The sequence below is a fragment of the Gottschalkia acidurici 9a genome, from assembly GCF_000299355.1.
Lineage (GTDB): Bacteria > Bacillota > Clostridia > Tissierellales > Gottschalkiaceae > Gottschalkia > Gottschalkia acidurici.
Genome location: NC_018664.1, coordinates 2,901,902 through 2,927,755, shown reverse-complemented (window position 1 = coordinate 2,927,755; position 25,854 = coordinate 2,901,902). Strand labels below are relative to the sequence as shown.

The following is a 25,854-nucleotide window of genomic DNA, read 5'->3' as shown; positions in this document are numbered from 1 at the left end:
AAGGCTAGACTATAGAGTTAATCTATAGTCTAGCCTATTTTTTATATAAAAATATTCTTATTTAGTGTAAAATAAATATATTTTTAAAAATACTTCTTCAGAAATATCCTGTATATTTGTAATATGATTTTAATTTTAAAACATACATATTTATGATATTATGTGAATAGGTACCAAGATTAATATTATATAAAACAAAAAAATGGGGAGATGGATAAACCATGTTATGATTCAATATGTATTAAGACTGATAAAACTATATATATAATGAAAAGTAAAAAAAGTAGAAATTCTACATTATGATATTACAGTAATTTTAGTTGCTCACAATATTTGATTTTTAAAATAAAGAAGTTACTATAATTTACTGTGATATAGTTACATGTGATTTGTTGTAATATAATTTGTGATAAAAATATGAAAGGAGATACTACTTATTATAGTAGTAAAATAATATGAGATCTAATAATTTAAAATTATCAATCATGATATCTATTCTAATTATTTTTAATTTAGTCATTGGAGGCTCAAGTACAGCTTTTGCTAGTAATAGTAGATGGTCAGCTCAAGCCATAGGGAACTTCTTGGAAAATAAAATAGATGCTCCGAATGTGATACAAGATAAAAAATATACACAGCAAATAACTAGAGAAGAGTTTGCTGAACTAATCATTGGGTTTTATATAAAAGTTAATAACATAGATAGAGATAGTATTAAAATAAAAGATAATCCGTTTAAAGATACAAATAACCTAGATGTACAAAGAGCTTATTCTTTAGGAATTATAAAAGGTATGAGCAACGATACCTTTAGTCCAAATGATAATATATCAAGAGAACAGATAGCAACTATGATAACAAGATTTTTGAACATTAAAGACATAAACACAAATTCAACTAATAATCTAGATATATTTGAAGATAAAAAAGATATCAGTGATTGGGCTTTTGATTCATTGGCTTACTGTGTTGAAAATGAAATAATAGAAGGTTTTAATGTATGGGGTGAAATGCAGTTAAAACCAAAAGAAACATCAACAGTTGAGCAAGTAATTACTGTACTTAATAGAATAGGAACTAAAAATAATTGGATTACTCAATCACAAAGTAAATATATTAGTGGTTTTTTTATTCCTAGTAATACGAAGTTAGACATTATAGAAAGTCATATGCCAGGTAAATCTATCGCCATAAAAATAATGTGGAATCAATTAGATAGTATAGAAAAGCTTGAATATGATTTAAACTATATATTCAATAAAAATCCAGAGTATAAAGAATTAATAGAATTTTTAACAACTGAAAAAGATGAGTATTATAAAGATTTCGATATAAGTACACATCAAATATACGTTAGTGGTGATAGAACAAGAGTTGATGTACAGATTTCTGAAAAATAAAAAAGGGTACTAAGTACCCTTTTTTATTTTTGGTTTAAGTCACAAGTAGCTTTTTCGTATGAGTATCCGTATGCGTCATATCCACATTCAGTACTTAATACCTTTATCTTACTTTTATCAATATTTACTCTTCCATCTCTATCTTCTTCAGGTAATTCTAATTTTGTTATTGTAGAGTTACTATTATTAAGCTGCTCTCTTTCATAAGTGCCTATTCTAGTTACAAATCCATTGCTGAAAATACCATTATATGTGTATACATTGCATGGATTCACAATGTATTTAGGATTAGCTGCTATAACCAGCTCTCTATTTATATAAGCTCCTTTTTGGAATTGTTCTACTGCTTCTGATGTTAAAAGAGCATCTAGTGTTGTTTTTGACCCATTACTTCTGATAGCCTCACAGGTTATTTTATTACCATTTAAATAAGCCTTTAATGTTATTTTTTCACCTGGGTTAGCTCTAATTGAAGGATCCGCTGTACTTCCTCGTTGTATGCAAGTATGCCAGCTACCACTTTCTTCATCGGACAAAGACCAATAGAAAAGACAAAATTCATTATTTTGATAAACAACACCTATATCTAATCCATATTTATCTGCATACATTCCAAACATATACTCTGGTTTTATACCAACTCTACTATCTGAAGATACTGCTGTTGGTAATGTTAAATCTGATTGAACTCCTAAATATTTTCTGTAATAAGTTCCTCTTGTTGTAAGATGTATTCCACCCATTTTAAAATTCCTCCTTAGTTAATTTATTTATATATTAAAAGACAATACTTTCTGGCCAGTTCGTTTTGTCTTACATATAACAAGAACGTATTTTGACTCCTAATGTAAACCTATAAAGTAAATTTTTTATTAAAAATAAATTAAATGTTATAATGTTCACTATTTTTTAGCTATACATTCTTTAATTTCTTCTACATCTCTTTTTACATCTTCAACAATATTGAACTTATCTGTGAGCTTTTCTATTATATCTTGATAGTTCTTTTCTCTTTGTTCTTGCATGACATCTCTTTGTTCTTGATTCTTTAGAATGTAAAAAATCAGAGAAACAGTTAAAGCAGACCATAGACCTTGTGACAAAGCTACTTTCATTAATTCACTATATAATGTATTACTCCTATGTCCTTTTTAAGATTTTTACTATTTCTACTAATAATAATATTTAATATAGTAACTACAACAAACGAGATTATAAAGCTTTTTGTTAGGTTCATTTTCTTCATCCCTTCAAAGCAAATATATGGTTATCATATAATACAAGTATTTACATATAAAATCACAAAAATATTTATGAAAATATCATATAAATTATCTTCGGAATAAAGTTATTTCATATAAATTGAATATAAAAATACTAATGTGATTTTATGGTATCAACAAGTAATTTATGATGTTAATTATTAAACTTACACCTCAAAACAGAAGCCATTGTCTATGAATGATACTCTTTTTTCTTTTGTCCATTAGTATCATGAAAAGAGTGTATTTAATATAGCTTCCAAAACTATCTGTTAAGATATATTGATACTATAAAAATGAAATAATGTTTATAATATCTGAAACTATAAAATAACTGATAAATTTAGAAGTAGGTAATTTATTTAATATATTGTACTATAGGGAACTAGACTATATAATCTAAGGTATATCCTAGATGTTGTTGCTTTAAACGCTAAGTATCATGATGAAAGTAAATATGATAAATGAATATAAGCATTAAATATTATAAAAATATTTACAATGGAACTGATAAAATAGACAAATGTAGGTTAGCTTTATTGAATATAAAAACATAGTTTATTGATACATAAACTTGATTTAGATTCAAAAGAGTGTTGTACAACCTATATGACATAATTTAGAAATATAAGACAATAGGAGATGAGATTATGAAAATTAGCACTACTTTAAGAACTTTTGTTTTAGTACTTTTAATTTTTTCTATAACTAGTACTTCTACAGTTTTTTATCAATTAAATAATATGCAAAATGATGGAAGTGTAGTTAATTATGCTGGTGTTGTAAGAGGAGCTACTCAGAGGCTAGTAAAATTAGAAATGTCAGGTAATTCATCAGACGAACTTATATCAAAATTAGATAAAATTATAAAAGGATTAATCAATGGAGATAAGGAGCTCAAGTTACCAGTGGCTACCGACGCTAACTTTATCTCAAGTATAAAAGAAGTTGAAAATTCTTGGGAACAATTGAAGGAAACTATATATAAGTCTAGAGAAACTGGAGAAAAAACTGATTTAGTTACGGAGAGTGAAACATATTTTGAGATAACAAATGATGCTGTTGCAAAAGCAGAGATAGTTTCTTTTAATAAGGTTAAAGCTTTAAAAGCATTTCAAATAGTGTTATTTATTTTGAACCTTATTATACTTATTATAGTTTGGCTTTTAAGTACTAAACGTATATCTAACCCTATTATGTACTTAGTTCAAACTATATCTAATCTAGATATTTCAGAAAATATACCTAGCCAATTTTCTAATAGGAAAGATGAGATAGGATTATTATCTAATGCATTTCAAAAAGTTATAGATAATATTAGGGGTCTTACAAAAGAAATCGTAGATACATCTAAGGGGTTATCCGCATCCTCACAAGAATTAAATGCTATCAGTCAACAAGTAGCTTTAAGTTCAGAAGAGATTGCAAAGACCGTTGAAGAAATTGCAAGAGGAGCAACTGAGCAGGCAAGAGATATTGAAATGGGTGCTATTAGAATAGAAGAGCTAGGACGTTTAGTGGAAAAGGATCAAAGTCTAGTATCAGATTTGAATACTTCTTTAGATACAGTAAACACTTTAAAAGATGAGGGATTTAATATTCTTGAGGATCTAACAATCAAAACAAATGCTAATAGTGAATCTGCTAATGAAGTACAAAATGTTATACTAAGTACTAATGAGAGTGCAAATAAGATAGAGAAGGCCAGTCAAATGATTAAGAATATAGCGGATCAAACCAATCTACTTGCACTAAATGCAGCTATAGAGTCAGCAAGAGCAGGTGAACATGGAAAAGGATTTTCAGTTGTAGCTGAAGAGATTAGGAAACTTGCAGAAGAATCAAATCAATTTACTGAAGAAATCTCGATTATAACACAAGAATTAACTGACAAAACTGAATATACTGTTAAAAAGATTGAAGAGGTAGGAAAGATAGCAGAGTCACAGTATGAAAGCGTAAAAGTAACAAATACAAAATTTCAAGGCATATCAGATTCTATTGAAATGATGAAAGAAGTAATTATTCATGTAAGTCAATCAGCTAATGATATGAAAGTTAAGCAGGAGGAGATAACACAGATTATACAAAATCTATCTGCTGTGTCAGAGGAACATGCAGCTGGAACAGAAGAAACATCGGCATCTTTAGAGGAGCAAGCATCATCAATGGAGCAAATTAAATATTCAAGTGAAGTACTGTCTGAAATGTCAGAAGAAATGATGAATAGTCTGTCTAGATTTAAGTATTAAGCTAAAGCTGAATTATATTCTTAAGATACAATGATCAAGATAAGATTATATTTTGTATGATTTTATTGATATATAAACAAAATATTCTTGTAATATATCAATTGTAAAGATACATTAAAATGTAATATAAATAAAAAAGAGATATTAAAATATCTCTTTTTTATTTTTCAAGATAATCGTTGAAAAGAACCGTTACAATAGATTCATACTAATATGTTGATGGTGTAAACATGGGACTATATAATGAACTTATAAAGTTTACAATGTAAACAATAAAGATGTAATAACTATTCGTTAAGGAGAATATTATAAAGATTCTATTGATGCTAGTATGAAATCTCTTTATCTAAGACTTTAGGAGGAATAAGTAAGTGAAAACATTAATAATCTATTACAGCGGCTCTGGTAATACAAAACATGGTGTCGAGCTCATAAAAATGGGAATAGAGAAAGATGGAATTAACACTTGTCAAATAGTAAAGATCGATGACCTTAATAATAACATTATTGAAAATTATGATTTAGTAGGATTTGCATCGCCAATCTATGGATTTAAACCAGCTTTTAATATTATGAAATTAATTAAAAATCTTAAAAAAGAAAGTGGTAAACCATGTTTTACTTTTACCACTCATGCAGGGGAGCCTGCAAACTCAGATCTAATTCTTTTTGATAGTTTAAAGGAAAGAGGATTTAATGTTATAAATCAGTCAAATATGGAATGTGAAGATTCTTGGACATTTATAAGAAAAGTAGGTAAAACTTATGAAGTTCAAAGGCCTACGAAAGAAAAACAAAACTCTATTTATGAACTTGGAGAAAAATTAAGCAATATATTTGATGAAAATAAATTATCTTCACAAACAGTTCCTCGACCTAAGTTTAATTTTTGTTGGCAACATTTAGTTTCAAAAACGTTCATAAAAATGTTTTTACCATTTTGGTTTGTTACAAAGGTAGACACTTCTAAATGTACGAAGTGCTCTTTATGTGTTAACACATGTCCTACTGGCAGAATGAATATAGAAACATTTCCTAGGGTTAATGGAGAATGTATTGGTTGTAATGGGTGTATAAATATATGTCCTAATGATGCAGTAATAGGACTTGGAACAAGAGGAAAAGAGAAATATAAAGGAATTCCTATAAATAAAAAAATAATTATAAATAAGAAAACTATTGATAGATAAATAAACGCTATTATTATAATTTTGATGTTTAAATGTCACTCATATAAATATGGTTTTAGGGGGATTTTTTATGAACAATGAAGAGATTAAAATAGTTCAAACTTTAAATGAGGATCAAAAAATAAAAGTTGCACGGATATTTTTCAACTCTTTTCCAAAAAAGTTTGAATATCTGTGGCTTTTTACTAAAAATGAAGAACAAGCAATTGAATGTTTAAGAAACTGTATTAATTATGATAGTGGATTATATGCTATAAGTAATAATAGCGTTTATGGACTTATTGGATTGGAAACAGGAGGAAGTAGATACGTTGAACTAAAACTTAAAGAACTCAAAAAGGTTTTTGGTACCCTTGGAGGCATATGGAGATACATTGGATACAAATGTTATCGTTTAGCTCATAATCATAGCAGTGATAGTGAGGTTCATATAGATCCTATTGCTGTAGCAAAAGAAGCACAGGGAAAAGGGATAGGTAGTAAATTACTTGATGCAGCATTTAATTATGCAAAAAATATAGGTAAAAGAACAATAGTACTTGAAGTTGTGGACACCAATCCAAGAGCAAAGAAACTATATGAAAGAGTGGGGTTTACTGTAATAGATCAAGACAATTTTGGAATTATCACATATAAAGCTGGATTTAAAAGTGTTATAAATATGAAAAAAGAGTTAGCTTAATTAATAAAAAAGAAATGCTTAGATTAGTTGAATCTTAAGAAGCGATAAATATGAAGTAAATAGATAAATACTATTCATTATACTATAGTAATCTTATTCTATATATTTTCAAGGATGGAGAAGGAAGATATTATGACTAAAGCTACATATCATCATGGAGATTTGAAAAAGAGTTTAATATTAAAAGGATTAAAATTATTAAATGAAAAAGGTATAGAAGAATTTTCTTTAAGAAAGGTAGCAGCAATGTGTAATGTCAGTCATACTGCACCATATAAGCACTTTAAAAATAAAGAAGAGCTAGTTACTGCTATAGGAAATCATGTAAATAAAGAATTTGAAGAGTCTTTAAAAGAAACAGTAAAATTTTATTCTAATGATCCACAGAAGCAAATTATAGAACTTGGTAAAAAATATGTTAAGTTCATGGTGGATAATCCAGACTATTTAAAGTTTCTATTCTTAGGAGAAAATCAATATCCCATTAATATTAAAAATAATAAATTTGAATATCATGATGCAAGTACTTTTGAAATATTTAAAAATAGTGCTATAAATTTATTACACAATATGGCTGTAGATGAAAGTGAATATACTAAAAATATAATAGCAATGTGGGCAATGGTACATGGTATTTCAATTTTATTATCTAATGGAACATTAAGTTATGATGGGGAAATTTCAGAGTTAGTTGAAATGTTAATAGTAGAGAAATTAAAACTATAAGTATATAAATTTGAGTATATATAAGAAAGTTTAAACAAGTAATACTAAGTAAAATATTAATAGTACTTGTTTAAGCTGTTGCTTTGAAAATATTAACTTAAATACTCCATATCATTTTCAGTAGAATCTTAAGAGATCTATATTTTTCTAAGTTAATATAAAATATCTAATTATTAACGTTGAAATATATAATAAATAGCCACTACAAGTAACTTTTTTATTTATTCTATTAATCATGATATAATTACTACAGAAATTTATTAGATAAAGCATACTACTTGTAAATTGGACGAGATATGAGTGAGTAAAGTATAAATAGAATGAATAAAGGTAGTGATAATATGATGTGGGGAGATAAAAGATACAGATCCTTTAACTACGAGATGAAAAGAATATTTGGAACAAAAATAATTAAGCTTTCATTAGATGGAGGCTTCACTTGTCCTAATAGAGATGGAACCTTAGGAAGTAAAGGATGTATATTTTGTGGAGAAGAAGGCTCAGGAGAATTTGCTGCTTCTAGAACTTTAGGAATAAAGGAACAAATAGAAAATCAAAAAGAATTTTTATCGAAAAAATGGAATGTAGGTAAGTATATTGCTTATTTTCAGAACTTCACTAACACTTACTCTACCTACGAAGATTTAAAAGAAAAGTATAACTCAGCTATATCTCAGGAAGGAGTTGTAGGTCTTGCTATCGCTACAAGACCAGACTGTTTGTCTGATGAGGTACTAGATTTACTTGAGGAGATTAATAAGAAAACTTTTCTTTGGATAGAACTTGGACTTCAAACTATACATGAGAATACTGCTGAATTTATTGGAAGAGGATATTCTTTAGACCGTTATGATAAAGCTATAAGGCAGTTAAATAAAAGGAATATTAAGACTGTTACTCATTTAATACTTGGACTACCTAATGAATCAAGGGAGGACATAATATCTTCTGTAAAGTATGTATCTAATACAGGTACTTGGGGAGTAAAGTTTCATTTGCTATATATACAAAAAGGTACTGAACTTTATGAATATTATAAGAGAACACCTTTTAGCATATTATCTATGGACGAATACATATCTTTAGTAGTGGATAGTATAGAGAACTTATCACCTAATATGGTTATTCATAGATTAACTGGAGATGGAAAAAGATCATTATTAGTAGAGCCTTTATGGAGTTTAGATAAACGGAGAGTATTTTCAGGAATTGATATGGAACTGAAAAGAAGGGATAGTTATCAAGGCATTATGGTGTAAGCATCTTACAAAAAAGTGCGTACTATATTTATTATTTCATGTATATTATAATTTAAAGTAGAAGTAAAATAATAAAAATCTATATGAATTTATGAAGAGAGGGGATATTTTTATGAATTTTATAGAACTATCACAAGCAAGATATTCTTTAAGAAATTTTGATGTTAGAAAGGTTGAGCAAGAAAAACTAGATTTAGTTTTAAAAGCGGCACAATTAGCGCCTACTGCTGTAAACTATCAGCCTCAAAGAATTCTGGTTATTGAAAGTGATGAAGCTCTTACTAAGTTAAAGGATTGTACAATTTTTCACTTTAATGCACCTATGGCTTTACTGGTATGTGCTAGTAAAGATGAGGCATGGAAGCGTAGTTATGATGGAAAATGTCACGCTGATATTGATGCAAGTATTGTCGCTACACATATGATGCTACAAGCCACTGAGCTTGGTTTAGGTACAACTTGGGTTGGTCATTTTGATCCGGTTGCCATACGTAATGCTTTTAGTATACCATCTGATCTTGAACCTGTATGTATTTTACCTATAGGATATCCAAGTGAAGATGCAGCGCCAAATCCTAATCATAATAAGAGAAAAGATATTTCAGAAACTGTTTCATACAATAGCTTTTGATTTATAATTATAGTATTTTAATTAGTATATTGTTTTTAATAAGTTCAATCTAAAATATCTAAAAATAGAGGTAAAATTGACTATATTCATACCTAGGCAGTGACGTGCATAAATCAAAAGATATAAGGTGTTTCATAAGTGCTATTAAAGTTTTAATAAATAAGGTTTAGAGAAAAGAAAGGTAATGACTATAGAAGTCATTTTTAGTAATCAGTCTAAACATAATTAAAGAATATATTTAAATAGACATTATTCAATCTATTAGATATCTTACGTATGGAGCTTACTCCATATTTAATAGCCATAATACGCTTACGCCTAATGAATCAGCAATTGCTACAAGTTCAATATCTGTAACTGGTCTTGTTTTTGACTCTATTTTAGAAATAGTTGTCTTCTCCAGCTCAATTCCACGAACAGCAAGACGAGCTAGTAAATCTGTCTGAGTTACCTTGGGCTTGACTTTATGACGGGCTTGCCGAACACGGTCGCCTATTAAGTTTCGATCAGCTGAATTACTTATATTAATCATAAAAAGTCCTCCAATTATGTATTTATAAACTTGATTATAGAGCAAGTTGTAAAAAAGTCATATTGGAGGATTTTCCATGGAAACAATAAATAAACGTAAAGTTAAGTTAATATCTTATGTCTTGACATAACTAGATTTCATAAATTCAATGGTATTTTTGTTCATCTTAACTCTTCTGGGGTCAAAGTTAATAAGAATCTATCCTAGAGTTACATTTAATACTAGATAAAGAGTTGTTTTATTTACGATATGCTTCAAAAGTAATAATCTGATCTTTATCTGTAGGATATAAGCCAAGTTCATAGTTAGAAGAGATAATAATATCTGTAAATCCAATGCTCTCAAGAATCAATCTAAACTCCTCTATTCCATACCATCGAAGTGGAAATTTTTCTAGTTCAGTTTGCATTAGCTGATTATTGCGCCATTTTTCATATCTAAAGTGAGAAGTTGTACATTGGTTAATGAAGTCAACTTCCACAAGTGATTCATTTAATGTAATCAAATCTCCTTCTGGGTTAACCCAACTTCTTGTTGAATTAGATCCAGTATTAAAATTTGACTGTATAAATATATCAACTATAAGACGACCATCCTTGGAAAGATGCTCATAGAAGCACTTTAATGCATCTATAGCTTTATTTGAATTCTCCAGTAGTAAAAATGAGCCTGTGGGAATAATAATTGCTTCATATTTGTGAGGCAGAGAAAAAGATTCCATATTTTTTTGATAAAGATCAGCCTTAAGTCCTCTTTGCTCACAATGGTGCTTGCATAAATCCAACATTTCAATAGAAGAGTCTATACCATCTACAATAAGACCTTCCTCTAATAAAGGAACCAGGATACGACCTGTTCCTACTCCAGGTTCGAGAATCCTTCCTTTAACTACTTTAAGTCTTTCTCTATAAAACTCTACATCGCCAAAGGAAAGCCCTATAGGTTTGTCTATATTATATACTTCTGTAGATAGTTTACTATAAAAACTAAACATATAAATACACCTCTCTATAATTATTAAAATTTATTACAGTGATACGCCTATTAAAAAATTAATTATAAATTAAGTCTTCTATCTGAGATTAAACCTTTCTAATAGGCACATAAATTTCCATAGTAACTTTACTATATTCCCATGTGTGGCAACGTTGATCATAAAACTCGAAATCAAACTTTGTATCATCAATTTCATATCCAGATGTAGGGAACCATTCTTCTAATATATATTTCCAAGTACCTTGTATAGATTCAACAAAGTCACAATCTTCAACAGATGGGGTGGTAAATACTGCATATGTGGCTGATGGAACTTCAAGTTTATACATATCTTCCGTAGCACTATTAAAATTAGTAACCTCTACTCCTAGCACATAAGAAAACTCATCAGTAGCTAAATTAGTATTTACACAAATTCCATACTCACCATGTTTAGGAATTGGTTGAGTTCTATAAAGAGTAGCTTCTTTACCTTCAATATTACAGTTATTCCAGAAGGCAGGGATATCCCTAGAATGTGCATTATTTCTTAAAGTTGTTTTAAATTCATAACCTACTATTTTAAAAGCATCTATACTGACTATCTTTGGCTGCATTATAATACCTCCAGTTCTATTCTCTCTTAGCATTTTTAAATTAATTCTTTGAGGTGGGGCTACAGGTGCATGCATTCTATAAAAGCTTGGAGGATATCCAAAGGTTTTTTTGAAGGCTTTTGTAAATCCAGCATGGGTTTCAAACCCATAAAGAATAGCAATATCTAACACCTTTTTACCTTTACTAAGATCAAAAAGAGCATGTTGAAGTTTTCGATGAGTTACAAACTCCATTACAGGTATACCTATAAAGCTATTGAAAACTTTATAATAATGATATGTTGAAAATCCTGCTTTATTAGCCAATTCTTCTACTGTTATCTTTTCTAATATGTGCTCATCTATATAATTTAAAGTTACTTGAATCAAGTCCATATAGTCCATCAAAACCCCCCTTTATATGGGAACATACTCTCAAGTCAATAATATCATTCAAGAGTATAGTTTTCTTATCCTATTTTGTTAACATGAGAAAATTAAAAATAGTTTAAAGTTTTGTTATAATTAATAAAAAATTATAGAGATTAACTTAACAACATGATAGCATATAAGTATCTAAATATTTACAATAGAATATTAAATTTTTATACAGATAAATAATAATTTAAGTTAATATAAACATTGCTTTTAATAGAATAAGATATATCACTATTCATTTATTTGACTAGTATAAATTTGTAGATAAACTATTATAGTTAACTATATTATAAATAAAAAAAGATAATCTTAAATCAATATATTAATAGTATATGTACCTGAATATCTAGGTAAATATAATCTAGCTTTAAAGGAGAACAAAAACATGGAACTAAGAAAGATATCTGATAGAATTTACTATCTACCTGCAGAAGAAGAAACTGATAGACCAGTTCTTGGATATATTAAAGGGGATAAATATTCCCTGGCTATAGATGCTGGAAATTCATCTAAACATGTAGAAAAATTTTATTATGAATTAAATAATTTAAATTTGAGACTTCCAGACTATACAGTGATTACACACTGGCATTGGGATCATACTTTTGGTATGAACTCAGTAGTAGGAAAAACAATTGCAGGGCAACTGACAAACAACAAGTTAAAAGAAGTTGAAACATGGCGATGGTCTGATACTGATATGAAAGATAGACTTGAAACAGGAAAAGATATTGAGATGTGTGATAGATGTATTAAATTAGAGTATCCAAATAGACAGGAAATAAAGGTAATTTCTTCAGATGTAGAATTTAGCGGCAGCTTAAAAATCGACTTAGGAGGACTTCACTGTGAATTAGTCGAAACCCAAGCTCCTCACTCAGAAGATTCTGTGCTGATTTATATACCTGAAGAAAAAATAATTTTCATTGGTGATGCAGATTGTGAAGACTACTATGACAACAATGGTCTTTATGATAAAGATAAGTTAAAGTCTTTCATTAAGCTAATAAAAGAAATTGATTTTAATACTTACGTTTTAGGTCATGATGAACCACAGACTAAAGAAGAAGTAATTAGATATTTAACAGATGAATTGAATAAATTGAAATAGAGTAAATAAATGTATATAATAGGGGAAGAGTAGCTTATCTACTGATATTTTTTAGCTGAACTATAGAGCTATAATTTTGAATATAGGAATTGGTTCAAGGATTTTGAAATACGCTTATTTTTAGAATATATGAATATTCTAAAGAGTTAAATTACTACATTAAGTATAAAACACAAAAAAGAAATTACTCTAAACTTTAATATACTTAAAGCAAATAATATGTTAATAAAAAAGGGGGGTTAATGTTTATGATGAAGCTTATTTTAAATGCATAGCAAAGGCTATTGCATTTAAAAATCTAAACTAGAAATAGCCTTTGTTCAATCCTAAATAAAAAGATTTTAAATTAGGAGGAACTTAATGAGCTATATTAAAGCCCAAGACATATTTCCAAAGGAGATATTGGATCTAATACAGGGGTACATCGAGGGAGAGTATGTATACATACCCAAAAAAGAAGGAAATAGAAAAAAGTGGGGAGAGACGACTAGCACAAGAGAAGAAATAAAGATTAGAAATAAAGCCATTTATGAAGAATATAATAGAGGTATAGATAAAAAGTCTCTTTCTATAAAATACTTTCTATCAAAGAAAAGTATAGAGAGAATCATTTTACATGAAAAAAGAAAATAATTAAATTAGAGAGCCGTGAATTATAGAAAATTAATTTATGGCTTATTTTCATTTAATAAAAATTGTTAAGGTTGATTTAGAAAAAAAGCTGAGATAATATACAAATAAAGTATATGTATTTAAAGTGAAGGAGTAATTAAAAGATATGAGTGAAGATATATTTATTAATGATAAAAGATATGTTTATAAGTGTGATTATAGAGATGACATTATATTAAGAAATAGTTTTAATAACTTAACACGGAAAACTTACGGTTTTGATTTTAAACAATGGTATGCAGATGGTTATTGGGGTGATAAATATATACCATACTCTTTGTTGAATGAAGGAAAAGTAGTGTCTAATGTTTCAGTAAACATTATGGATTTTTTAGTTTTAGGAAGCAAGAAAAGGTTTATACAGATTGGAACTGTTATGACAGATGAGGAATATCAAGGACAAGGATTAAGTAGAGCACTTATGGAAATCGTGCTAAAAGAATGGGAACATAAATGCGATATTATTTATCTTTTTGCTAACGATAGTGTTCTTGATTTTTACCCCAAGTTTGGATTTATTAAATGTGACGAGTACCAATACTCAATAAGTAAGATTAAGAAGGGTAATTCAAAGGGGTCAAGAAAGATGGATATGGATAATAATAAAGATCGAGAAATTGTTTATAATTTGGCTTGTAATACACTTCCATTTTCCAAAATTTCTATGAGAAATAATCCATCACTTATAATGTTTCATTGTACATACTTTATGAGGGATAGTATTTACTACCTTAAGGACTATGATACTGCAGTTATTTGTGATATTGATGATGATGTTTTATACTTGCAAGAAATACTTAGTACTGAAGAAGTAAATTTAGATACTATTATTAGTCTAATGATGAATGATAATACTAAGAAAATAGTTCTAGGATTTACTCCAAATGATAGCTCTCTTTATGAAAAGAGTTTGTTAAATGATGAAGATGATATTCTATTCATTAAAGTAGGAAGAGATGATAAATTTAGAATGGAGGATTTAATGTTTCCTACACTATCTCATGCTTAATGATAATTAGTCAAAGATATCAAGGACTAGTATTTGACTTTTATACGTCTTTGGAAATGTCATTTTTTATGTCACTTATTATGGCTTTAGTAAACATTAAAATAGATTAAATGTTCTTTAAAATATGGATTAGAAGTTGGAGAATGACGTTCATAGTTGGACTTCTAGTCTCATGGAAGAGGTTAATATTGTTTTTCTAAAATACAAAGAATGTGGAACTATTGAATTGGCACATAATCGGAATATTTCTCAAGAGAATGAGAGAGTAGGCGAATCAAAAGTAGTAATTGGACTAGGGCTTCAAATTTAGGGGAATCCCTAAGTAGATTAAGAAACAAAGGTGTAGAAATTGTGTGAGGGTACATCCAAGATCTAGGGGGGAGAAGTTTACATTCATAAAAGATTATAATAATATAGAAATAGATCTGATTCAAGAATCTAATATATAACAGACAGTTATGATAGTTATATAAGGATACTAATAAATTAAGTATCCCTATATTCTAAAATATCACCAGGTTGACAATCTAATTCTCTGCATATGGCTTCTAGAGTTGAAAATCTTACAGCTTTAGCTTTATTATTTTTTAATATAGAAAGATTGGAATTAGTTATACCTATTCTTTCAGCTAAATCTTGTAGTGAAATTTTTCTTTTAGCCATCATCACATCTAAATTTACTATTATTGGCATATTTATCATTCCATTTCTTTAAATTGTATTATCGCTATCTTCTTTATAAATTATAGCTTGTTTAAATACTACTGATAAAATTAATATAAATATTCCTGCTAAAAAGAAAATTAAAGGCTCTGTATCTGTATGAATTATACTATTAGATACATATAAAAATTTGTAAGAATGTTTTTTTAAGTTTAGTAGGATGTTTATAATATAGCATCCAGTTATAATGAAACATTCTATTGATATTCTGTTTAATAATTTAACATTTTCCCATAAAAAAGGGTTACCGCCTAACAACGTTTTTAATATCTTTCTTAAATTTAATGCTATTAAAAAAGTACATGCTATACCTAAAGTCAAAATGAATAGCATTATAATGATATCATATTGAGTTAGATTTTTTAAATCAGAATTAAAAATATTATAATAAATACTGAAGGTAATTATAACTCCTAAAGTTAAAATTAAATTTAAAATAAACATCATAAAGTTAATCATTTTTTTATTATCTAATTTCATAATATACTCCTTTCTAATATAAAATTTAGACAAAATAAAATTAAACTAAATTAGTTCAATTTATTTTTTAAATTCTTGGGCAAGTCATTTAAATTTACTTCTTCATAGAGCTCGATATCATAAATAGATTCTTTTGGGCCACCACATAAGTATACACTAAGATAAGCATCTTTTCTTAAATTTTTGTTGGCATAGAATCTTACCTTAATTTCTTTACCACTTCTACTATATGCTTTCGTTTCATAATAGTAAGACCAAGGTTTTCGATCTTTATCAGAAGTATATTCTCCATCTTCTGTTATTTTTACGTAGTACTTAGGATGCATTAACTTTTTTATAATAAAAGGATCATCCAAAATAAATTTAAAAGTACCTAAAAAAACTATAACTGTAGTAACCCCTAGTAAAATTATTGTATTTTTGATGAACTTTTTTCTTTTAATATCTTTTTTCAACATTATCAACTCCCTTATAAATATAAATATATATTACCATAGAGAAAAGAAAAAAACAATAAAAAATTATTGAAAAACAATAAAAAAGGATTTAATAACAATAATATGTTAAGATAAAGAAAAAACATTATTGAAAATTAAATAATGTATCTATACATTAAAAGGAGAAATAATATTCTTCTTTAAAACTTTTTTATTATGTTATGCGTCTATATAATATATATAAATAAAAAAATTAAAATTGAAAGGAAGTATTGATCATGAAATGTAAAAAAGTGATAGCAAGCACTCTATTAGTTACAATGTGTATGACTGGAACAGCATTAGCTTTTGAAAAAGATACAGATACGTTATCAACTTCTATTAAATCTGTTACTCTTAACTCTACTTCACAAGTGATAACTGGTAAAATACCACAATTTGAGAATATGAGAGATAAGGAACTAGAAAAAAAGTTAAATAAAATAGTTGGAGACTTATATGAAAAGAAAGTAGCTGAGGCAAAAGAGCTTAAATCACCAGGTATCAACTTTGAATATGAAATAAAAGAAAGTGAAAAATATATATCAGTTTTAGTATACACTTATATATCAAGTGGTAACACTGGAAGTGATGAGGTAAATACTATCGTAATAGACAAAGATAAACATAATCAAATAGAGACATTAGTTGATTTAATGGGTTCAAATGCTTATAAAATTGCAAATAATATAATTAGTGAAACAATTAAAGTTGCATCTTCTGGCACATACTTTACAGAAGATGGATTTGATGGGACAAATTCAGCTACAAAATTTTATGTAGATGATAACGGAAAAGCTGTTATTATATTTGATAAGTATGAGATTGCTCCAGGGTCAAGTGGTATGCCAAAGTTTGAAATTGACATGAGCAAAATTAAGGAAGTTAAAGTACCTTTTGCTGATACGCTTTTAATTAATGAGGAAAGAATGATTCCTATACGTCCTACATTAGAGCAACTAGGTTTTAAAGTTGCATTAGAAAATAACAATACAGTATCTATTACTAAAGGTTCAGAAAAACATACTCTTGTAAAAGGAGAAAAAGCAGTTGAGAACGGAAGAGAGATAGAAAATGCGCTTGTATTTAATAATGGTAAAGGATACACTCCAATATTCTATTTAGAAACTATTCTAAATATAGCATATTCGGCTGACGAAAATCAGTATACATTAACAGCTATGGATTCTAATCTTAATAAGCAAGTTCAAGTAGAAAAATACAACTATACTGTTAAGATACCTGACTCATTAAAAAATGTGAAAGTTTTAAATGACTCAGAAAAAACAGAAATCATATATACTCCTATAGACTCTAATTTGAGTAATGAAACAATAGCAACAATTTCTGTTTATGATAAAGAAACATGGAATAAAATGAAAGATGAGGCTGGAGTAGGCCAAGTGATTGATACAGTTAAAGATTGCGTTTATGTGGTATCAACACTACAGTCAAATCCTTATGAAGATGAAAAAAGTATTGATTTTAAAGGCTTAAATGAGGCAGTAAAAGCAGTAAATGAAAATGGATACTATCTGTCAATTGGATCTATAGATAAATAAACTATAAAAAACCGAGAGATAGTTATAGCAAAGACTTAGAAAAATCCAATAACTTATAAATAGGATTTAATTGTATGGCGCAAGAAAAGAGTCAAGGGGTTATTTATATATAAAAAATAATTGTTAACTAAAAGCACCGTTAAAAATTTAAATTTTAACGGTGCTTTTAAATATATCTAATATTTAATACTAGTTTCTGCTAAGTTTTTGAAATAATATCGAACCAGCTATAATAACACATCCTCCAACTATAGTTATAGTTGATGGAACTTCTTTAATTATTAATAATCCCAAAATTGTAGATAAAAGTGGAGTAATGAACATAAAGTTTGTTACAGTAGTGATTTTTGTAGCTTTAGATATTGCTGTTACCCAAAGCAAGTATGCCACTGCTCCTGGAAGAATCCCTAAGCAAATAACATTTACAATCTGTAGTATATTAGCTTGAGATAATTGTATTAGTCCATCTTTTAGAAACAAAGTAAGTAGTATAGTTCCAGCAAATATGCTATATGTAGTTGACTCAAAAGGAGTGTATTTTTTTAGAAGATTGCGCTGAAGTATATTATACACTCCAATGCAAAGCGCTGAAACAAGTATCCACCCAATTCCTCTGTTTATAGAAAATACACCATCATTTAATGTAATGATTAAGATGCCTGAGAACTCCATTCCTATTGCTAACCAACACATTTTATTAATTTTCTCCTTATAAAATATTCTAGCTAGAATAGCCGTAATAATTGGAGCAGTGCTGATTAAAATACTTGATGTGGCTGCACTTATACTTACAGATCCTTTATTAAATGCATATACATACATAGAAAAACCTGCAAAGCCTGATAAAAAAAATAAAGGTATGTCTTTTAACTTTGGCAATGAAGTTCTTTTTATAACTGCGAAGATGAGAAGTAAACTGCTTGCAAATAAATATCTTATCGAACCTAATGCCTCAGGTGTAAAGGCTACAAGAGCTATTTTAGTAAACACAAACGCAGATGCCCAAAGAAGGACAGTTATAAAAGCATAAACTGGCACGATTATATTATTTTTATTTGTTTCATTTATCATAAACTCACTTCCATCTCTATATTTTAAAATAAAAAATGGTGCTAAAAAATATGAAAATTATATAGATATATATGTATTATGAGTAAAAATCATAGGACTTATAATAGGTAGATATTGATTAGATATTAAATACATTTTAATCTTTATTTAAGCTAATCATACTCTTATTTGTTTATCATAGCAATACTATTATGTCACTATGATAAGCAAGAAATTGTTAAAATAAAAGACAAAATCTAATACACTAGATGTAATTAATTAAGGAAAAAGTAAGATATACACTTATTTAGTCACTAGATAGATAAATGCAAATAAGTAAGAACTTTATCAGTTATTGTAGCAAAAAAACTTCTCAATAATATACTAATTGAGGGGGGAATAATAAATGAATAGAGATATCGGAAATTCCGATTCAAATATAGACGAGTCTAGTAGTGTAAAATCATATCTAGACGTTACAACTCTTCAAGATATTCAAGATATTATAGGACCAACAGGCCCGACCGGTCCAACCGGGCCAACGGGAGCCACCGGTCCAACAGGCCCAACAGGAGCCACAGGGGCTAATGGAGCCACCGGTCCAACAGGATCACGTGGAAATACGGGAGCAACAGGAACAACTGGAATTACTGGTCCAACAGGAGCTATAGGTCCAACAGGAGCTAATGGAATAACCGGTCCAACAGGAGCTACAGGATCGACTGGAGCGACAGGCCCAACGGGATCACGTGGAAATACCGGATCAACAGGAACAACAGGAGCTACCGGATCAACAGGAGCTATAGGTCCAACAGGAGCTAATGGAATGACCGGTCCAACAGGAGCTACAGGAATAACCGGGGCCACTGGACCGACGGGATCACGTGGGAATACTGGTTCAACAGGGGCTACAGGAATAACTGGCCCAACAGGATCAACAGGATCAACAGGAGCTATGGGATCAACCGGACCAACAGGAGCCACAGGAGTTATAGGAGCCACCGGTCCAACAGGAAATATAGGAGCCACCGGTCCAACAGGAAGCACAGGAGCAACCGGATCGATAGGGAATACTGGCCCAACAGGAGCTGATGGAGTAATCGGCCCAACAGGAGCAACGGGAGCAGATGGAGTAACCGGTCCAACAGGACCACGTGGAAATACTGGTGCAGATGGAGCAACTGGTGCTACCGGCGCAATCGGATCAACCGGCCCGACAGGAGCTAATGGAAACACTGGTCCAACGGGAGCTACAGGAGCCACAGGGGATACTGGTCCGACAGGTTCTAATGGACCAATAGGTCCAACCGGCCCAACAGGAGCAGATGGTCCAACCGGCCCAACAGGAGCAGATGGAATAACAGGGCCAACTGGATCAACTGGATCAACTGGAGCTGACGGAGCAGCTGGAGAAACTGGAGCAACCGGAGCCACAGGTCCAACCGGGGCAGATGGAGCGACAGGAGCGACAGGAGCAGATGGTCCAACAGGAGAAACAGGCCCAGTGGGAGCGACAGGAGCTACCGGAGCAGATGGAGCAACAGGAGAAACAGGGCCAACTGGAGCTACAGGATCAACAGGATCAGACGGAATACCAGGGCCAACAGGAGTCACAGGAGCCACAGGAGAAATAGGCCCAGTGGGAGCGACAGGAGCTACCGGAGCAGATGGAGCAACAGGAGAAACAGGCCCAACTGGGGCAACTGGACCAACCGGGTCAGATGGGGCAACCGGCCCGACAGGAGCGACAGGAGCAACTGGGGAAGCAGGAGTAGCAGGAGCAACCGGAGCGACAGGAGCAGATGGGGCCACTGGATCAACAGGGTCTACAGGAGCCACAGGAGCCACAGGATCAGATGGAGCAACAGGTCCAACAGGAGCTACAGGAGCAGTGGGAGCGACTGGTCCAACAGGATCAATCGGAGCTACAGGGGCAGATGGAGCCACTGGATCAACAGGGCCTACAGGAGCCACAGGAGCCACAGGAGCAAATGGATCAACAGGATCAACCGGAGCAACCGGAGCGACCGGAGCAGATGGAGCAACAGGTCCAACAGGACCAGCTGGTGGACTGAGTGCTTATGGTGGAAAATATAATAATACTGCATCTTCACTTACCTTCGTACTTCCGGGTACCCAACAAGTTCCATTTAATAATAATCAATCTCTCTTAAATGTAACTGCTGGAACAAATCAATTGACTATAAATGCAACTGGTATTTATGAGATTGAGTATATCGTATATGGTTCTATCACTGTAAGTACAGGTATATCAACAGCTGTTAGAATAAACGGTACAAATATAGCGTCAACTATAGTAAGCGCTACACTAAGTATAGGGGCAACTGCAGTCTTTACAAACTCTACTATAGTATCACTTTCTACAGGAAATGTAATAGATCTTGCTATAACTGCTGGCCTTGCTACAGTTTTCAACTTTGCATCTGGTGTAAATGCTGTTTTAACAGTAAAAAGATTAAGCTAAAAATAGCCTATCGATATTTATCGATAGGCTTACTTTTTATTGATGGATGATTTCTTAGATAGTAAAGTAAGTGAATAGAAATATAAAAATAAAAGGTAATAAGTTTAATTTGTGATATAATTTTACTAGAAAACTATAATAAAGAAAGACAATAAAAAGGTAGGTAAGACAGAATGATAAATGATAATTTATCACTAGATATAGATAGTGAAATTATACTCAATGGGGTCAGATTTGTCGTAGATGGCTACATACTATTTGAAGACTTTGATGGTACAAGATGGATTGAATATAAGCTAAGGTCAAAAGAAAGATCTCAGATAAGATGGCTGAGTGTTGATAGATTAAATGATGAATATGCTGTATATAAGGAAGAGTCATATAGTGAAGAGTTTTTAGAAGAAAATATTAAATCTATTGGATATAGAAATGTAGATAGTAGCTCAGCAAGGGTATTAGACTATGGTGGAAATGTAGATGTAGATATAGATGAAATAGTGTCATATAAAGAATATGAGGACAGTACAGAAGAGTTATTAATATCAGGAGAAAGATGGGGTTCTGATGATGAATTTTCAAAAGGACACTATATAGACAAGGATGACATAAAGAAGTTAGACTCGAAATTTAATGCTAAACAAAATAAAGATATATTAGATAGAATAAATAAATCTAATGAGCACAAAGAAGATAAAAAAAACTTAGGCATTACAATTGCAATTATTTTAATAATTTTTGTAGTATCAATACTTTCAGATTCTGATGATCAAGATAGAAGACTATCTAAGGTTATAGAATCAAACAGTAACTTTCAGTACGAGACCTCTGTGACTTCAGACATGGACAATAGCAAGAAGGCTGATGTATACTCAATAAATAAAAAGATAGAGGAGGTAGCTAAGTTACTGATAGACGAACTGCAAGGAGATGTAGAGAATGTTCAAGAGAGTGAGGAAGATGGTACGGTAGTAATAATTACGACAGATGAAATGGCATTAATCTATTTAAGTGAAGATACAAGGACATTGTTACAGGTAAGTTCAAGAGAGTATGTATATTCAAGTAGAAACACTCTTTATAGAGGCAGTCATACAGCAAATAGATATTATAGAGGATACTATAATAACAAAGCATCTAACCAAAATCAAAATAGATATAAAACATACTCTGATAGTATAAAGCAAAGTAGTGTGAACTCTAGACTATCATCAGGTGGTGGCATTAGTTCAGGTAAATAAAGAAAGGAGTTTTACAATTGCAAGATATAATAAATACTATAATATATTGTGGCATAGGAATAACTTTAATGAGTCTAGGAACTTTTCTAGTTGACTTGGTTATACCATGTCATTTTCCAACTGAAATAAAAAATAGAAATGTCGCTGTGGGTTATATAACGGCAGGTATATATATTGGAGTAGGCATAATTTTAAAGAGTGCCATAATATCACTAGAAATAGTGGAAACAACAACTACGTTATTAGAAGGAATAGCTAGTACAATAATATATTTCTTTATTGGAATCGGTATATGCATATTAGGATATTTGGCTATGCAGGCAATAAATAAAAAATATAATTTAAACAAAGAAATAGAGGATAGTAACCCTGCGGCAGGATTGATGGTCATGGGACTATTCATAGGAATATCAATAGTAATAAGTGGTGCTATTTATTAAATGACAACATAGGTGATGCAAATGAATAAGGTCAAGACATTTAACTATAAAGTATTGATGTTAACAACTTTAATAATCTCAGGATGTTCAATTATTTATGAGGTATTGATTAGCTCAATCAGTTCTTTTTTAGTTGGAGATAGTATAAAGCAATTTTCAATAACAATAGGGTTATATATGAGCGCTATGGGATTAGGATCATATTTATCTAAATACATTAAGACAAACCTTTTTGATTGGTTCGTTGCTGTAGAAATAGGTGTAGGAGTATTAGGAGGAATAAGTACATTAATACTATTTCTATCAAATATTTATATTGAGAGCTATGAACTGATAATGTACATAGAAATAATCCTCATAGGAACTTTTGTAGGATTTGAAATACCAATATTAACAAGGATTATAGAAGATAATACAAATAACTTAAGAATAACACTATCCACTATATTTAGCTTCGATTATATAGGAGGTTTAATAGGATCTATAGCTTTTCCACTAGTTTTACTTCCTAATCTAGGATATTTCACTACGGCTTTTTTGGTAGGATCTTTAAATATAGTCGTTTCATTGGTTATAGTTTATAGATATAAAGAATATATTAAAAATATAATAGGTTTTAAGGTAATAACTATATCAATACTAGCAGTAATGATTAGTGGAGTAATATTCTCTGATAACATAGCTAATTCCATAGAGGGAAAACTATATAGAGATAAAGTAATTTTATCACAACAAACAAAGTATCAAAACATTGTAGTTACAAAACACAAGGATGATTTAAGAGTATTTATAGATGGCAATATACAGTTCTCAGCTAGTGATGAATATAGATACCATGAATCATTAGTACATATACCAATGAATGTAGCTAAGAGAGCAGAAAAGGTTCTTATACTAGGAGGTGGAGATGGACTAGCTGTTAGGGAGGTGCTGAAGTATCCAGAGGTTAAAAAAATTACACTAGTTGATTTGGATGAAGAGATGGTAAAGCTAAGTATGAGCAATAAGCATATAACAAAAATAAATAACAACTCATTGAGTAATGAAAAGGTAGAACTTATATATGATGATGCATTTAACTTTATCGAGCGATGTAAAGAAATTTATGATGTTATAATAGTAGACTTACCTGATCCTAACAACGAAAGTCTAAATAAGCTATATACTAATGTATTTTATAGACTATGTGGAAATATTCTATCCAATGAAGGAGCTATGTCAGTTCAGTCAACAAGTCCATACTATGCAAAAGAAGCATATTGGTGTATAAATAAAACTATAGAGGAAGAAGGATTTAATGTGACTCCATATCATGTAGAAGTACCAACTTTTGGAGACTGGGGATTTCAATTAGCTACTAAAATACCTATGGATACTAAGCATATTAAACTAGATATAGAAACTAAGTTTTTAAATGATGAAGCGATAGATGGATTATTTAAATTTAGTAAAGATGAAATAGTTAACAAGAACGAAATAACAACGAATACACTAGTAAAGCCTCAGCTATTAAAGTATTATTTAGACGCTGTGAATGCATGGAGGTAAGTGTGTCTTAAGCAATAATATATTTATTATAGACTATAAAGGCTATAATAAATATAAAGTAGATATTTTTCTCTTAGAAATGAAATTGTAAAAGTAAGACTCAAATATTTCATGTTATAATTAGTATAGTGAATAGTATCATAAACTGTGATAAAGGAGAATTTACTATGATAAATATACTTAATAGAAAAGTATTCTTACGCTTAACACTTATATTACTAGCATTAGGAATGAGTTTAATGGCTGGGTGTGTGAAGAATAATGGTAATGTTAAAGACGAAGAAAAGAAGAAAACGGATGTACAAGCGGATAATCAAAAAAAGATAATGCTTGATTTTGACAATCTCTTAAAAAGTGATTCAGAAGCTGATACTATAATTAAATTTATTGATAAAAATGCTTCTAATATTTCGAAAGAAAACTTAACTATAATGATTAATGAGCTTGAAAAAATTCAGAAAAATAATTTAACGACTTTTGAGGAGAAATACTATAGAAGTGAAGAAGTTCAAAGAAAAATAAATAGTATATATAATCCTGATTTAGATTTAAGTAAAGTTGAAGATATACAAGATAATGATCTTAAAAATATTTTAATAAAAACAAGAGATAGTGGATATAAAGTTGAAACTGCAGAAGGAATGTATTTTCCTATTATTAACTATGAATACTACAAAAAATATAGCTCAAACGTAACAGATGACTTAAAAGACTATATTGATATTATGGCTGCGGAATCTAATAAAGTTCCTGTAAAAGATGCTGCTCTTATTATTGGTTGGGATGAAATTGTATCTAGAACCTTGGATCAAGAAAGATTTCTTAAGAATCATGAGAATTCAGTAAAATCATCCGAAATAGAGGAATTAAAAAAGAGATATCTTACTTTTATGCTTTACGGTGCAAATAATACTCCTCTTTTTAGTTATGATTCAGGAATGATAGATGAAAATGCAAAGAATATATACTTAGATATACTAAAAAGTAATGAAGAAAGCGGTACTATTCAGATGCTAAGAAACTACATGGATATATTGAGCAAAACAGGTTATAAATTATCAGATGAGGCAGAAAAATATAGAAAAGAGATTATTGGCGATAATAACTTTTAAGCATA

Annotated in this window: 26 protein-coding genes; 17 read left to right on the top strand and 9 right to left on the bottom strand. The window is 30.0% G+C overall.

Features of this window, described 5'->3' with window-relative positions; translation table 11 throughout:
* Window positions 1-455 precede the first annotated feature (455 nt).
* Window positions 456-1,400 (top strand): S-layer homology domain-containing protein, encoded by a 945-nt coding sequence (locus tag CURI_RS13905; RefSeq protein WP_014968909.1) that lies wholly within the window; start codon window positions 456-458, stop codon window positions 1,398-1,400.
* 23 nt (window positions 1,401-1,423) lie between these two features.
* Here CURI_RS13905 and CURI_RS13900 read toward each other — a convergent pair whose 3' ends face one another.
* Entirely contained in the window at window positions 1,424-2,143 is a 720-nt protein-coding gene (locus tag CURI_RS13900) for a hypothetical protein (RefSeq protein WP_014968908.1), read from the bottom strand.
* Between the two features lie 159 nt (window positions 2,144-2,302).
* Window positions 2,303-2,515 (bottom strand): BhlA/UviB family holin-like peptide, encoded by a 213-nt coding sequence (locus CURI_RS13895; protein WP_041701836.1) that lies wholly within the window; start codon window positions 2,513-2,515, stop codon window positions 2,303-2,305.
* 797 nt (window positions 2,516-3,312) lie between these two features.
* On the opposite strand from CURI_RS13895, the gene CURI_RS13890 reads away from it, so the two are divergent.
* The 6 genes from CURI_RS13890 (at window position 3,313) to CURI_RS13865 (ending at window position 9,402) form a co-directional block, all read left to right on the top strand.
* A complete protein-coding gene (locus CURI_RS13890; protein WP_014968907.1) occupies window positions 3,313-4,914 on the top strand; it encodes a methyl-accepting chemotaxis protein in 1,602 nt (533 codons plus the stop codon).
* A 371-nt stretch (window positions 4,915-5,285) separates the two neighbouring features.
* Window positions 5,286-6,104, top strand: coding sequence for an EFR1 family ferrodoxin (locus tag CURI_RS13885; RefSeq protein ID WP_014968906.1), 819 nt, complete (start codon window positions 5,286-5,288; stop codon window positions 6,102-6,104).
* A gap of 70 nt (window positions 6,105-6,174) precedes the next feature.
* Window positions 6,175-6,786, top strand: a complete 612-nt coding sequence (locus CURI_RS13880; RefSeq protein ID WP_014968905.1) for a GNAT family N-acetyltransferase — start codon at window positions 6,175-6,177, stop codon at window positions 6,784-6,786.
* Window positions 6,787-6,918: 132 nt separating this feature from the next.
* Window positions 6,919-7,512: a TetR/AcrR family transcriptional regulator gene (locus CURI_RS13875; RefSeq protein WP_014968904.1), complete on the top strand. Its 594-nt coding sequence runs from the start codon at window positions 6,919-6,921 to the stop codon at window positions 7,510-7,512.
* 320 nt (window positions 7,513-7,832) lie between these two features.
* The gene (mnmL, locus tag CURI_RS13870) at window positions 7,833-8,771 is read left to right on the top strand and encodes a tRNA modification radical SAM protein MnmL/YtqA (protein WP_228370434.1); all 939 of its coding nucleotides are present in this window, start codon (window positions 7,833-7,835) and stop codon (window positions 8,769-8,771) included.
* Between the two features lie 112 nt (window positions 8,772-8,883).
* On the top strand, window positions 8,884-9,402 hold the full coding sequence (locus tag CURI_RS13865; RefSeq protein ID WP_014968902.1) for a nitroreductase family protein: 519 nt from the start codon (window positions 8,884-8,886) through the stop codon (window positions 9,400-9,402).
* Window positions 9,403-9,685: 283 nt separating this feature from the next.
* On the opposite strand, the gene CURI_RS13860 is transcribed toward CURI_RS13865, so the two are convergent.
* The 3 genes from CURI_RS13860 to CURI_RS13850 form a co-directional block, all read right to left on the bottom strand.
* The gene (locus CURI_RS13860; protein WP_041701834.1) at window positions 9,686-9,934 is read right to left on the bottom strand and encodes a helix-turn-helix domain-containing protein; all 249 of its coding nucleotides are present in this window, start codon (window positions 9,932-9,934) and stop codon (window positions 9,686-9,688) included.
* Window positions 9,935-10,172: 238 nt separating this feature from the next.
* Window positions 10,173-10,928, bottom strand: a complete 756-nt coding sequence (locus CURI_RS13855; RefSeq protein ID WP_014968901.1) for a class I SAM-dependent methyltransferase — start codon at window positions 10,926-10,928, stop codon at window positions 10,173-10,175.
* An 88-nt stretch (window positions 10,929-11,016) separates the two neighbouring features.
* Window positions 11,017-11,910, bottom strand: coding sequence for an AraC family transcriptional regulator (locus CURI_RS13850; RefSeq protein ID WP_014968900.1), 894 nt, complete (start codon window positions 11,908-11,910; stop codon window positions 11,017-11,019).
* A gap of 418 nt (window positions 11,911-12,328) precedes the next feature.
* Here CURI_RS13850 and CURI_RS13845 point away from each other — a divergent pair, with 418 nt between their 5' ends.
* The 4 genes from CURI_RS13845 to CURI_RS15955 all read left to right on the top strand — a co-directional run bounded on the left by CURI_RS13845 (window position 12,329) and on the right by CURI_RS15955 (window position 15,045).
* Window positions 12,329-13,054, top strand: coding sequence for an MBL fold metallo-hydrolase (locus tag CURI_RS13845; protein ID WP_014968899.1), 726 nt, complete (start codon window positions 12,329-12,331; stop codon window positions 13,052-13,054).
* A 360-nt stretch (window positions 13,055-13,414) separates the two neighbouring features.
* The gene (locus CURI_RS13840) at window positions 13,415-13,687 is read left to right on the top strand and encodes a CD3324 family protein (RefSeq protein ID WP_014968898.1); all 273 of its coding nucleotides are present in this window, start codon (window positions 13,415-13,417) and stop codon (window positions 13,685-13,687) included.
* Window positions 13,688-13,832: 145 nt separating this feature from the next.
* On the top strand, window positions 13,833-14,735 hold the full coding sequence (locus CURI_RS13835) for a GNAT family N-acetyltransferase (protein WP_014968897.1): 903 nt from the start codon (window positions 13,833-13,835) through the stop codon (window positions 14,733-14,735).
* Between the two features lie 136 nt (window positions 14,736-14,871).
* On the top strand, window positions 14,872-15,045 hold the full coding sequence (locus CURI_RS15955; RefSeq protein WP_187287406.1) for a hypothetical protein: 174 nt from the start codon (window positions 14,872-14,874) through the stop codon (window positions 15,043-15,045).
* Window positions 15,046-15,221: 176 nt separating this feature from the next.
* Here the strand turns inward: CURI_RS15955 and CURI_RS13830 are convergent, their stop codons facing one another.
* Genes CURI_RS13830 through CURI_RS13820 form a run of 3 tightly spaced genes read right to left on the bottom strand, consistent with a single transcriptional unit; the run spans window position 15,222 to window position 16,393 of the window.
* Window positions 15,222-15,428, bottom strand: a complete 207-nt coding sequence (locus CURI_RS13830) for a helix-turn-helix domain-containing protein (protein WP_041701833.1) — start codon at window positions 15,426-15,428, stop codon at window positions 15,222-15,224.
* An 18-nt stretch (window positions 15,429-15,446) separates the two neighbouring features.
* Window positions 15,447-15,938, bottom strand: coding sequence for a DUF2975 domain-containing protein (locus CURI_RS13825; RefSeq protein WP_014968895.1), 492 nt, complete (start codon window positions 15,936-15,938; stop codon window positions 15,447-15,449).
* Window positions 15,939-15,988: 50 nt separating this feature from the next.
* Complete coding sequence (locus tag CURI_RS13820) at window positions 15,989-16,393, bottom strand: YxeA family protein (protein WP_051004000.1); 405 nt, start codon at window positions 16,391-16,393, stop codon at window positions 15,989-15,991.
* Window positions 16,394-16,653: 260 nt separating this feature from the next.
* Between CURI_RS13820 and CURI_RS13815 the strand changes: the two genes are divergently transcribed.
* Window positions 16,654-17,976 (top strand): DUF3298 domain-containing protein, encoded by a 1,323-nt coding sequence (locus CURI_RS13815; protein WP_014968893.1) that lies wholly within the window; start codon window positions 16,654-16,656, stop codon window positions 17,974-17,976.
* Between the two features lie 189 nt (window positions 17,977-18,165).
* Here the strand turns inward: CURI_RS13815 and CURI_RS13810 are convergent, their stop codons facing one another.
* The gene (locus CURI_RS13810) at window positions 18,166-19,047 is read right to left on the bottom strand and encodes a DMT family transporter (protein WP_014968892.1); all 882 of its coding nucleotides are present in this window, start codon (window positions 19,045-19,047) and stop codon (window positions 18,166-18,168) included.
* Between the two features lie 385 nt (window positions 19,048-19,432).
* Between CURI_RS13810 and CURI_RS16450 the strand changes: the two genes are divergently transcribed.
* The 5 genes from CURI_RS16450 to CURI_RS13785 all read left to right on the top strand — a co-directional run bounded on the left by CURI_RS16450 (window position 19,433) and on the right by CURI_RS13785 (window position 25,849).
* The gene (locus CURI_RS16450) at window positions 19,433-21,511 is read left to right on the top strand and encodes a BclA C-terminal domain-containing protein (protein ID WP_014968891.1); all 2,079 of its coding nucleotides are present in this window, start codon (window positions 19,433-19,435) and stop codon (window positions 21,509-21,511) included.
* 173 nt (window positions 21,512-21,684) lie between these two features.
* Window positions 21,685-22,749, top strand: a complete 1,065-nt coding sequence (locus CURI_RS13800) for a DUF4178 domain-containing protein (protein WP_014968890.1) — start codon at window positions 21,685-21,687, stop codon at window positions 22,747-22,749.
* 17 nt (window positions 22,750-22,766) lie between these two features.
* Window positions 22,767-23,189 carry a DUF350 domain-containing protein gene (locus CURI_RS13795; RefSeq protein ID WP_014968889.1) on the top strand — a complete coding sequence of 141 codons (423 nt, stop codon included), beginning with the start codon at window positions 22,767-22,769 and terminating at the stop codon, window positions 23,187-23,189.
* Between the two features lie 21 nt (window positions 23,190-23,210).
* Window positions 23,211-24,737 (top strand): polyamine aminopropyltransferase, encoded by a 1,527-nt coding sequence (locus tag CURI_RS13790; protein ID WP_014968888.1) that lies wholly within the window; start codon window positions 23,211-23,213, stop codon window positions 24,735-24,737.
* 167 nt (window positions 24,738-24,904) lie between these two features.
* On the top strand, window positions 24,905-25,849 hold the full coding sequence (locus CURI_RS13785; RefSeq protein WP_014968887.1) for a hypothetical protein: 945 nt from the start codon (window positions 24,905-24,907) through the stop codon (window positions 25,847-25,849).
* Window positions 25,850-25,854: the final 5 nt, after the last annotated feature.

What these genes read in the sequence shown, in the direction of transcription:
- CURI_RS13905 (WP_014968909.1), top strand. Translation starts at nt 456, where the DNA reads ATGAGATCTAATAATTTAAAATTATCAATCATGATATCTATTCTAATT.
- CURI_RS13900 (WP_014968908.1), bottom strand. Translation starts at nt 2,143, where the DNA reads ATGGGTGGAATACATCTTACAACAAGAGGAACTTATTACAGAAAATAT.
- CURI_RS13895 (WP_041701836.1), bottom strand. Translation starts at nt 2,515, where the DNA reads ATGAAAGTAGCTTTGTCACAAGGTCTATGGTCTGCTTTAACTGTTTCT.
- CURI_RS13890 (WP_014968907.1), top strand. Translation starts at nt 3,313, where the DNA reads ATGAAAATTAGCACTACTTTAAGAACTTTTGTTTTAGTACTTTTAATT.
- CURI_RS13880 (WP_014968905.1), top strand. Translation starts at nt 6,175, where the DNA reads ATGAACAATGAAGAGATTAAAATAGTTCAAACTTTAAATGAGGATCAA.
- CURI_RS13875 (WP_014968904.1), top strand. Translation starts at nt 6,919, where the DNA reads ATGACTAAAGCTACATATCATCATGGAGATTTGAAAAAGAGTTTAATA.
- mnmL (WP_228370434.1), top strand. Translation starts at nt 7,833, where the DNA reads ATGAATAAAGGTAGTGATAATATGATGTGGGGAGATAAAAGATACAGA.
- CURI_RS13865 (WP_014968902.1), top strand. Translation starts at nt 8,884, where the DNA reads ATGAATTTTATAGAACTATCACAAGCAAGATATTCTTTAAGAAATTTT.
- CURI_RS13860 (WP_041701834.1), bottom strand. Translation starts at nt 9,934, where the DNA reads ATGATTAATATAAGTAATTCAGCTGATCGAAACTTAATAGGCGACCGT.
- CURI_RS13855 (WP_014968901.1), bottom strand. Translation starts at nt 10,928, where the DNA reads ATGTTTAGTTTTTATAGTAAACTATCTACAGAAGTATATAATATAGAC.
- CURI_RS13850 (WP_014968900.1), bottom strand. Translation starts at nt 11,910, where the DNA reads ATGGACTATATGGACTTGATTCAAGTAACTTTAAATTATATAGATGAG.
- CURI_RS13845 (WP_014968899.1), top strand. Translation starts at nt 12,329, where the DNA reads ATGGAACTAAGAAAGATATCTGATAGAATTTACTATCTACCTGCAGAA.
- CURI_RS13840 (WP_014968898.1), top strand. Translation starts at nt 13,415, where the DNA reads ATGAGCTATATTAAAGCCCAAGACATATTTCCAAAGGAGATATTGGAT.
- CURI_RS13835 (WP_014968897.1), top strand. Translation starts at nt 13,833, where the DNA reads ATGAGTGAAGATATATTTATTAATGATAAAAGATATGTTTATAAGTGT.
- CURI_RS13830 (WP_041701833.1), bottom strand. Translation starts at nt 15,428, where the DNA reads ATGCCAATAATAGTAAATTTAGATGTGATGATGGCTAAAAGAAAAATT.
- CURI_RS13825 (WP_014968895.1), bottom strand. Translation starts at nt 15,938, where the DNA reads ATGAAATTAGATAATAAAAAAATGATTAACTTTATGATGTTTATTTTA.
- CURI_RS13815 (WP_014968893.1), top strand. Translation starts at nt 16,654, where the DNA reads ATGAAATGTAAAAAAGTGATAGCAAGCACTCTATTAGTTACAATGTGT.
- CURI_RS13810 (WP_014968892.1), bottom strand. Translation starts at nt 19,047, where the DNA reads ATGATAAATGAAACAAATAAAAATAATATAATCGTGCCAGTTTATGCT.
- CURI_RS16450 (WP_014968891.1), top strand. Translation starts at nt 19,433, where the DNA reads ATGAATAGAGATATCGGAAATTCCGATTCAAATATAGACGAGTCTAGT.
- CURI_RS13800 (WP_014968890.1), top strand. Translation starts at nt 21,685, where the DNA reads ATGATAAATGATAATTTATCACTAGATATAGATAGTGAAATTATACTC.
- CURI_RS13790 (WP_014968888.1), top strand. Translation starts at nt 23,211, where the DNA reads ATGAATAAGGTCAAGACATTTAACTATAAAGTATTGATGTTAACAACT.
- CURI_RS13785 (WP_014968887.1), top strand. Translation starts at nt 24,905, where the DNA reads ATGATAAATATACTTAATAGAAAAGTATTCTTACGCTTAACACTTATA.